At 63.8% G+C, this 8,473-nt stretch carries 8 protein-coding genes and 2 pseudogenes; 7 read left to right on the top strand and 3 right to left on the bottom strand.

What is annotated here, in order from left to right; translation table 11 throughout:
* A pseudogene (locus ACWDUN_RS29975) lies at positions 1-76 on the bottom strand (DUF3237 domain-containing protein); the annotation flags it as partial.
* A 229-nt stretch (positions 77-305) separates the two neighbouring features.
* Here ACWDUN_RS29975 and ACWDUN_RS29970 point away from each other — a divergent pair.
* The 4 genes from ACWDUN_RS29970 to ACWDUN_RS29955 all read left to right on the top strand — a co-directional run bounded on the left by ACWDUN_RS29970 (position 306) and on the right by ACWDUN_RS29955 (position 3,813).
* Positions 306-869, top strand: coding sequence for a cupin domain-containing protein (locus tag ACWDUN_RS29970; protein WP_449934563.1), 564 nt, complete (start codon positions 306-308; stop codon positions 867-869).
* A 49-nt stretch (positions 870-918) separates the two neighbouring features.
* Positions 919-2,424, top strand: coding sequence for a CoA-acylating methylmalonate-semialdehyde dehydrogenase (locus tag ACWDUN_RS29965; protein ID WP_449934561.1), 1,506 nt, complete (start codon positions 919-921; stop codon positions 2,422-2,424).
* Entirely contained in the window at positions 2,306-2,863 is a 558-nt protein-coding gene (locus ACWDUN_RS29960) for a VOC family protein (protein WP_449934564.1), read from the top strand. Before ACWDUN_RS29965 ends, ACWDUN_RS29960 begins: the two co-directional genes overlap by 119 nt.
* Before the next feature lie 83 nt (positions 2,864-2,946).
* Complete coding sequence (locus ACWDUN_RS29955) at positions 2,947-3,813, top strand: mycofactocin-coupled SDR family oxidoreductase (RefSeq protein WP_449934559.1); 867 nt, start codon at positions 2,947-2,949, stop codon at positions 3,811-3,813.
* A 66-nt stretch (positions 3,814-3,879) separates the two neighbouring features.
* On the opposite strand, the gene ACWDUN_RS29950 is transcribed toward ACWDUN_RS29955, so the two are convergent.
* Positions 3,880-4,581 carry a TetR/AcrR family transcriptional regulator gene (locus tag ACWDUN_RS29950; RefSeq protein WP_449934556.1) on the bottom strand — a complete coding sequence of 234 codons (702 nt, stop codon included), beginning with the start codon at positions 4,579-4,581 and terminating at the stop codon, positions 3,880-3,882.
* A 270-nt stretch (positions 4,582-4,851) separates the two neighbouring features.
* On the opposite strand from ACWDUN_RS29950, the gene ACWDUN_RS29945 reads away from it, so the two are divergent.
* A complete protein-coding gene (locus ACWDUN_RS29945; protein ID WP_449934554.1) occupies positions 4,852-6,351 on the top strand; it encodes a long-chain-fatty-acid--CoA ligase in 1,500 nt (499 codons plus the stop codon).
* 243 nt (positions 6,352-6,594) lie between these two features.
* On the opposite strand, the gene ACWDUN_RS29940 is transcribed toward ACWDUN_RS29945, so the two are convergent.
* Positions 6,595-7,632, bottom strand: coding sequence for an NADP-dependent oxidoreductase (locus ACWDUN_RS29940; RefSeq protein ID WP_449934552.1), 1,038 nt, complete (start codon positions 7,630-7,632; stop codon positions 6,595-6,597).
* A 286-nt stretch (positions 7,633-7,918) separates the two neighbouring features.
* Between ACWDUN_RS29940 and ACWDUN_RS29935 the strand changes: the two genes are divergently transcribed.
* Positions 7,919-8,401 (top strand): nuclear transport factor 2 family protein, encoded by a 483-nt coding sequence (locus ACWDUN_RS29935; protein ID WP_449934549.1) that lies wholly within the window; start codon positions 7,919-7,921, stop codon positions 8,399-8,401.
* Positions 8,398-8,473: pseudogene (locus ACWDUN_RS29930) on the top strand (DUF3237 domain-containing protein); the annotation flags it as partial. The gene ACWDUN_RS29935 and the pseudogene ACWDUN_RS29930, both read left to right, overlap by 4 nt.

The following is an 8,473-nucleotide window of genomic DNA, read 5'->3' as shown; positions in this document are numbered from 1 at the left end:
GCCCGTAGGGGCCCGGGCCCACGATCTGCGGCTCGGCAAGCTCGGCGGTGTAGCTGAACTCCAACTCCAACTTCATTGATTCTCCTCAGTTTTCGAGTGGGTCTGCCGTCAGACCCGCGGTGGCTCCGAGAGTGCACCACGCGTCTGTGATAGTCAACACCTTGTTGATTTTTGGGCGAAGCGTCCGCGGCCCCGCAAAATGGACACGGTGTTGACTACTTTCAACTGTGAGTCTAATCTCAACTCTGCCGGCCCGTGATGCCGACCACCGGCGCACGGATTCCAACGACCTGACAGGAATTGATATGTCCACCACATCGGACGTCGACCAGATCCAGCCGACCACTTCTCGCAACGGCGAGAGCTACGTCTCGCACCGTGACGACATCCACTTCAGCATGACCGGGGACTTCATGACGGGTGTGGACTTCTGGATTCACGCCACGGGTGAGAGCACCAACGGGCAGCTGATCGTCATCGAGACCAACTGGGTGCGTGGCACCGAACCGGTCTGGCACATTCACCACCGTGAAGAAGAGGGCTTCTTCGTGATGGATGGTGAAATCAAGATCCACACCGAGGCCGGCTCGTACAGTGCCAAGAAGGGCCAGTTCGTCTGGGGGCGTAAGGATCAGCGGCACACCTATGAAGTGGTCGGTGACGAGGCCCGGATTCTGGTTGTGTTCGTGCCCGGGCCCGACAGTAGCGGTTTCGAGCCCAACGGCGGCATTGACAAGTACTTCTACGAGGCGCGCAATCGTGAACTTCGGACGCCCGAGCAGCTACAGGCCGAGGTCGAGAACCTGAAGGTCAATTACGGCCTGGAGATGTTCCCCGATCTGCCTCATCCGCGCGACAACCAGGCCTGAATTCGGCTGACATTTCGGATATTTGGCGCTACTGACCATTGGAGTTGCTGTGACCATCGATGTTTCTCTCGACACCGTGCCGCATTGGATCGGCGGCGCGCCCCTGTCCTCGACGGAGGGGCCGCGAGCCGAGATTCATGATCCCGCCACCGGGCGCGTGATCGGCACTGTCGTGGTGGGCGGCGCCGACGCCGTCGACGATGCGGTGATCAGTGCGCGGACGGCAGCACCGGCCTGGGCCGAAACCCCCAGCCCTGTCCGCGCATCGGTATTACATCGCTTTCGCGCATTGCTGCACGAGCAGATGGACGACTTGGCCTGGATCATCACGGCCGAACAGGGCAAGACGCTGGCGGACGCCCGGGGCGAGTTGGCGCGCTCGATCGAAGCCATCGATGTATCGCTGTCGGTCGTGCAGCAACTCAAGGGGGAGTACGCCGAGCAGGTCGCCAATGGTGTCGACACGTACTCCTTTCGGCAACCGCTCGGCGTGTGCGCCGGGATAACCCCGTTCAACTTCCCCGTCATGGTGCCGGTGTCGATGTTTGCGGCGGCCATCGCCTGCGGGAATGCGTTCGTACTCAAGCCGAGTGAACAGGTGCCGTCGGCAGCGGTGCGGTTGGCGCAGATCGCGAGCGATGCGGGACTGCCCAACGGCGTCCTCAATGTGGTGCACGGTGGTGTCGAGGCCGCCGAGGCGCTCATCGACCACCCCGATGTCGCGGCGGTGTCCTTCGTCGGGTCCACCCCTGTCGCGCGCGCGATCTACCGACGCGCGGCCGACGCCGGCAAGAAGGTGCAGGCCCTCGGGGGTGCCAAGAACCACATGGTGGTGCTGCCCGACGCCGACCTCGATGCTGCCGCCGATGCGCTGGTTTCGGCGGCCTACGGTGCCGCGGGTCAGCGATGCATGGCCGTGACCGTCGCCGTCGCCGTCGGTGCGGCGGCGGACGCGTTGGTGTCCAAGATCGCCGAGCGCGCGAAGGCGTTCAAGGTGGGGCCTGGCGCGGCGTTGGGTACCGACATGGGGCCGTTGATCTCAGAGGGCGCCCTCGATCGGGTCCGCTCGGCGCTGCAAAGGTCTGTCGAGCAGGGCGGCCGACTGGTTGTCGACGGCCGCGGCCTGACTCCACCGGGCGCCGGCTACTTCATCGGCCCCAGTCTGGTGGACGGCGTTCGCGTCGACAGCGATCTCTACCGCGACGAGGTCTTCGGACCGGTCCTGAGCGTGCTGCGCGCTGACGACCTCGAGCAGGCCCTGCAGATCGTCAACGCCAACCCCTACGGCAACGGCGCCATCATCTTCACCGGCAGCGGCGCGGCGGCCCGGCGATTCGCCCGAGGTGTGACTGCCGGAAGCGTCGGGATCAACGTGCCCATCCCCGTTCCGATTTCGTGGTTCGGATTCGGTGGGTGGGGTGACTCGCGCTTCGGCGATGACGGTCTCAACTACGACGCCTATCGCTTCTACACACGGTCCAAAGTCATCACGCAGCGCTGGACGGAGCCCACGCCGGGCCTTGCCCCGCACTTCGTGGCGGCGGGCAGCCAGTAGAGGAGCACTCATGCACGAACACGGACCGGCTACCAGTCTTCCCCGGCTCGATCACGTCGGAATTCTGGTACGCGATCTGAATGCGGCTGTCGGCCACTGGTCCGATCGGTTCGGGGTAGGGACCGCCCGCACGGTCGAGGTTCCGGCCATGAGCATCAGCGCGGTGTTCCTCGATATTGCCGGAGCCGAGGTCGAGTTGTACACCGTCCACGACCCGGACGCGCTCGATGCAGCCCTCGACGACGCACCGGCCAAGCTCGACCACATCGCGCTACGGCTGACCGATGCCGATGGACCCGAACTCGCGGGATGCGCCCTCCGAGGGCCCGGGCGTCCAGATCCGATCGCGGCCCCGATCCTGCTGGGCGACGCCACACATGTCTGGACCGAGCCACCCGGAATCGATGTACTCCTTCAACTGATCAGGCCGAGCTCCTGAGGTACCGAACCTAGATCCGTTGCAGTACGGGAGTTCCCGCCGTATCAGACGCCAATCAGAAACAACGAGAAGAAGGAGAAATCATGGGACGCATGGAGGGAAAGGTCGCGCTGATCACCGGCGCGGCCCGAGGTCAGGGGCGGGCACACGCGATCCGCCTCGCACAGGAGGGCGCAGATATCCTCGCCTTCGACTGCCCGACGAATGGAGGGGTTCCCTATCCCGTCGCCACGGCAGCGGACCTCGAGATCACGGTCAAGGAAGTCGAGGCACTGGGTCGGCGAATCATCGCGCGCGAGGGCGATGTCCGTGAGCAGGCGCCGTTGGACAGCCTGGTCGCCGAGGGTGTAGAGGCCTTCGGTGGACTCGATGTCGCCGTGGCCAACGCCGGCATCTGGACCGTGCACCCGTTCGCGGACATTCCCGAGGACGAATTCTTGGATGTGCTCAATGTCAACATCATGGGGCCCTGGCGCACCCTGAAGGCGGTGACCCCCGCCATGAAGACCCGTGGCGGCGGATCGGTGATCATCACGTCCTCCGGTAATGGCGTCGAGGGGTCTCCCCACTACGTGCACTACGTTGCGTCCAAGCACGGTGTGCTCGGATTGGCGAAAAGCGCAGCGCTCGAGTTCGGCCAGTACGGTATCCGAGTCAACTCGCTACTGCCCGGGCCTACCGACACACCGGCCCTGGATTGGCAGGGTGGCTACGATCTCTGCGCGGGCAAGGGACCTGGAAACGGCGTCAAAGAGGACCTGCAGGGCGCGAGGTACTGGGCAGTTCTCCGGGATGTGGGCCTGTTGCCGCCGCAAGCGATGAGTGAGGCGGTGCTGTGGCTGGCCTCCGACGAATCACGGTGGACGACCGGCCTCGAGATGTTGGTCGAGGGTGGCCACATGATCATGCCGGGGCTGAACATGACGAAAATGGCCCTGGACAACCAATAGCGTTGGACACCCAATAGCGTCCGCGCACAGCCTGAAAGTCGGCTGAGCCCTCTCCGAAGGCGTTCATCACGTCTTGGGGGAGGGCTTGCGGCGTTTACCGGGCTTGGTGCTGGGCTTCCACTCCAGGCCGTAAACCGTCCGCAGCCAGATGGTGGTCACCGTTTCTGCCATGCTGTCCAACGGAATTGCGTTCTCGCTGCGCATACTCATCAGCGACAGGTTGCGTTCTCCCATCCACATCAACGCCGCAGCCAAGGACCTGGCCGGTGGTCCGTCGATGGCCACGCCGGCAGCTCTGTCTCGCTCGATGCTGGCGGCCGACGCGTCGATGAAACGGCCGAGGATGGTGTCCCACTGCGTCTGCAAGTCCGGCTCAGCCGCGGCGGCGTCGCCTACCTCACGAAGAACGTGACCGTGGCGCTCCCAGACCTGGATGACCTCCTTGACCGCATGCTCGATGGCCGCCTCGGGCGGCATGCCTGCCGGACGCTCGAAGATCAGTTGCGACGCCTGGAACACGTCGGCTGTGACCCGCGACAGCAAGGCGGACAGTACCTGCCACTTGGACTCGAAATAGAAGTAGAACGATGATCGCGACAGCCCGGCACGCTTGGTGAGGTCGTCGATGGAGATGTTGCGCAGCGGCACCGTACGCAACAGGTCGTAAGCCCCTTCGAGGATGGCTTGCTCGCGCCGGTCGCCTTTGATGTTTCGTCGGCCCACCCGTGTTTCCGCTGCGTTCAGGCTGAAAGGTGAAGTGGACGCCATAGAAGCATGATAGGGCAGGTCCACCGCGGAGGGCGTGCACCGGCGGCACTCGGGCGCCTGGAGGTCGATCGGTATCATCGATGATTTATCGACATTGTGTTGATAATCGTGAACGTCATGTACATAATGGGTGTACCGGCCCCGCGTTCGAAGGCCACGCACGCCCGACCGTCTACTCAGATTCGACGGCTGCGCTTGCGCTCGAACGGGATTCGCACGCCGGCCGCAGAATCGAAGGCGTACTCACTCTCTTCGAAGTAGGAGTCAACTGTGTCCAATCTCGCCGGCAATCTCGTCACCACCGCGCACGACCACGGAGACCGGCCAGCCGTGAAGCTGGACGAGTACGTCCTGTCCTACCGGGAGCTACACCAGCGCGCCGCGGCTGTAGCCGGAGATCTGCGAGCGCACGGTGTGCTCCCAGGCGACCGGGTGGGCCTGATGCTTCCGAACGTCCCGGCATACCCGGTGCTCTTCTACGGAGCGCTGCTGGCGGGCGCGGTTGCCGTTCCCATGAATCCGCTGCTCAACGCCCGCGAGGTCGAGTACTACCTCACCGACTCGGGGATGACGGTGGTGTACGGATTGGACGGCCCCGACGCCGTCGTCGCGCTCGCGGCGCAGAAGGTAGGGATTCGTTCGGTGCTGGTACCCGGAACGGGTCCGATCAACCTGTCCGGCAACCCGATCTATGACGCCACCGATCGAACGGATGATGATACTGCTGTCATCCTGTACACCTCGGGTACCACCGGTAAGCCCAAGGGAGCAGAACTCACCCACCGGAACATGTCGTCCAACGCCGCGACGACGGTGGACACGTTGATCGAGGTGGGCGCCGACGACGTGATCCTCGGTTGCTTACCGCTGTTCCACGTCTTCGGTCTTACCTGTGGACTCAATGCCGCGGTCAAAGCCGCAGCGCTACTCACCCTCGTCCCTCGTTTCGAGGCGACCAAGGCTTTGCAGGTCATTGCCCGGGATCGCGTTACTGTTCTCGAAGGTGTACCCACCATGTACGCCGCGATGCTGCACTCTCCCGACGCAGCGGACACGGACATGTCATCGCTGCGCACATGCATCACCGGCGGTGCGCCCATGCCCGTCGAGATTCTCAAAGCCTTCGAGCACGAGTTCGACTGCGAGATCTACGAAGGGTACGGGCTGTCGGAGACGGCACCCATCGCGTGTTTCAACCAACCCGGCCACCCGCGCAAACCCGGCACCATCGGAATACCCGTGCGCGGCTGCACGCTGCGAATCGTCGGCGACGATGGCCAGGACGTTGCCGACGGCGAGCCCGGCGAAATCGCCATCCAGGGCGAAAATCTCATGAAGGGATACTGGAACCGGCCCGAGGCAACGGCCGAAGCCATCCCCGATGGTTGGCTGCGCACCGGAGACATCGCCACGCGCGACGGCGACGGCTACTACACCATCGTGGACCGCAAGAAAGACCTCATCATCCGCGGTGGGTACAACGTGTACCCGCGCGAAGTCGAGGAAGTCCTCTACGAACACCCGGCTGTCGCGGAAGCAGCTGTGATCGGCATCAAGCACGCAACCCTCGGGGAGGAGATCGGCGCAGCAGTGGCTCTCAAGCAGGGCGCGCAGGCAGAAGTCGAAGAACTGAAGACCTTCGTCCGAGACCGACTGGCGGCCTACAAGTATCCCCGCGAGCTGTGGTTCGTCGACGCCCTGCCCAAGGGCGCGACCGGCAAGATACTGCGGCGCGAGGTGAAGGCTCCCGACCCGTCCGTGATCGGCTGAGTCGCGGCGTCATCGTGGGTCTCATCCCGGTGCTGACGAGCCGATCGACCAGTCCGAGAGTGGCCGGCGACCGGTGACGGTGTGACGGCAATACGATGCCGTCCACCTTGCGGATCAGCTCGCCGAGTCGCCAACCGGCAGTCGAGATTTCGGCCGCCTTCGAGCTGTCCACGGCAGGCCGACACCGCGCCACCCAGTCAGTGATGCAACACCGCCTGGGTGGCGCGCCGATCAACCTACGGTTCAGGGCAGCGGTGCGACCTGGACGACGGTCTTTCCGCGAGCGCCGCCGGACAGTGCCTGGTTGAGGGTTTCCCGAGCGCTCTCCAGTCCCTCGACGACGGTCTCGTCGTATCTGACCGAGCCTTCGCCCAGCGCCGCGGCGAGCTTTCCGATGATTTCGGCGTAGCGCTCGATATGGTCGGTAACGATGAAGCCCCGCAGGGTGGCTCGCTGCATGAGTAACTGATTTGCGTTGCGCAGGCCCGGTTGGTCGCCGTGATCGTTGTAGGCGTCGTACTCCGAAATCAGACCACAGAGCGCTACTCGGGCACCGATGTTCAGCCGGCCCAGAACGTGATCCATGATGGGACCACCCACGTTCTCGAAGTCGACGTCGATGCCATCGGGGGTCGCCTCGTCGATTCGCTCTCGCCAGTCGTCGGAGTGCCGGTCTATGCATGCGTCAAAGCCCAGTTCTTCCACCAGGTGCCGGCATTTTTCGGCGCCACCGGCGATGCCGACCACGCGGGCACCTCGCTGCTTGGCCAACTGCCCGGCGATCGAACCGACGGCGCCCCCTGCGGCGGAGACGACAACCGTTTCACCGGGCTGCGGATCGCCCAGCTCGATGCCGATGAACGCTGAGATGCCGGTGTGGCCGAGTACACCCAGAAATGCCGTCAACGGCGCCGGCAACGGGTCGGGCAGCACTGTGAACGGAAACTCAAGAACGGAATCGTCAGCGACACAATATTCTTGCCAGCCGGTGAAGCCGAGAACGAATGCTCCGACCGGCAGGTCCTCTCGCCGGCTTTCGATGACCTGTCCGACACCGAGGCCCCGCATCACGGCGCCCAACTCGACCGGCGGTATGTAGGAACGCAACTGGCTCATCCAGACCCGGTTCGTGGGGTCGAGCGACAGGTACAAGGTGCGGACCAGCGCCTGGCCTTCGGCGATATCGGGAATGGACTCCTCGACCCAGGCGAGATCTTGCTCGGTGACCTGGCCCTGCGGCCGCCTCTGTAGACGAAACAGCCGGTTGGTGAGTGCTTTCATTGGCGAATCCTTGTTGTCAGCGGTGACTGGAATGGTGGTCATCGGGCGCCGCAAGCACCGCATCCACAGGGTCGGCGGCGAGACCTATGAGAATGGTAGACGTGTAGTCGTCAGGAATCAACGCTGCGTCGATTTCAGTGAGTTGTGGAGGGCTGGAGATCGTCAATCCCCCTCTGGGGAAGCGCTTTCAAAAAATGTCGACAGAGTGTTGACTATCAACGACGTATGGTGCACTCTCGATTTGTATCCGACTGACGGCAGTCGACCAACAAATGGAGGCGGGCGAATGAGCATTCAAACGGACAACCGCGCGACGGTTGAGCGATTCTGGGGGGCCCTCGATGACGGTCCGCCCCGCGGCGAGGCTCTGGAGGCGTGGAAGGAACACTTCGCCGAGGACGGCGTCTGGGAGATGCCCTACGCGCCCGAGCCGCTCGCCGATACCGTCCCCGGTCGCGATCTGATCGGCCACTTCGTCGACTGGTTCTTCGCTTCGGTGCCCGATCTGCGGATCGATTCGTTGATCGTGCACGACACGACCGACCCGGAACTGTTCATCCTGGAGCTGCACGGGAAGGCGACGGTCACTCAGACCGGCAAGATCTACGCCAACACCTACTGCACCCACATGCGGATCCGGGACGGCAAGGTTGCGTTGATCCGCGAGTACTTCAATCCCAATGTGGTGCTCGAAGCTTTCGGGCGTGACGTGATCGCCGAGGGCATGTCCGCTGTGATGGCAGCAGCCGGCGTGGGTGCTGCACAGTGAAGTTGGAGTTGGAGTTCAGCTACACCGCCGAGCTTGCCGAGCCGCAGATCGTGGGCCCAGGCCCCTACGGGT

The sequence above is a fragment of the Mycobacterium sp. NPDC003323 genome, assembly GCF_053589535.1.
This window is presented reverse-complemented; position numbering and strand designations above follow the sequence as displayed.

Coding starts and splice junctions, on each gene's coding strand:
- ACWDUN_RS29935 (WP_449934549.1), top strand. CDS start 7,919: ATGAGCATTCAAACGGACAACCGCGCGACGGTTGAGCGATTCTGGGGG.
- ACWDUN_RS29960 (WP_449934564.1), top strand. CDS start 2,306: ATGACGGTCTCAACTACGACGCCTATCGCTTCTACACACGGTCCAAAG.
- ACWDUN_RS29940 (WP_449934552.1), bottom strand. CDS start 7,632: ATGAAAGCACTCACCAACCGGCTGTTTCGTCTACAGAGGCGGCCGCAG.
- ACWDUN_RS29955 (WP_449934559.1), top strand. CDS start 2,947: ATGGGACGCATGGAGGGAAAGGTCGCGCTGATCACCGGCGCGGCCCGA.
- ACWDUN_RS29970 (WP_449934563.1), top strand. CDS start 306: ATGTCCACCACATCGGACGTCGACCAGATCCAGCCGACCACTTCTCGC.
- ACWDUN_RS29950 (WP_449934556.1), bottom strand. CDS start 4,581: ATGGCGTCCACTTCACCTTTCAGCCTGAACGCAGCGGAAACACGGGTG.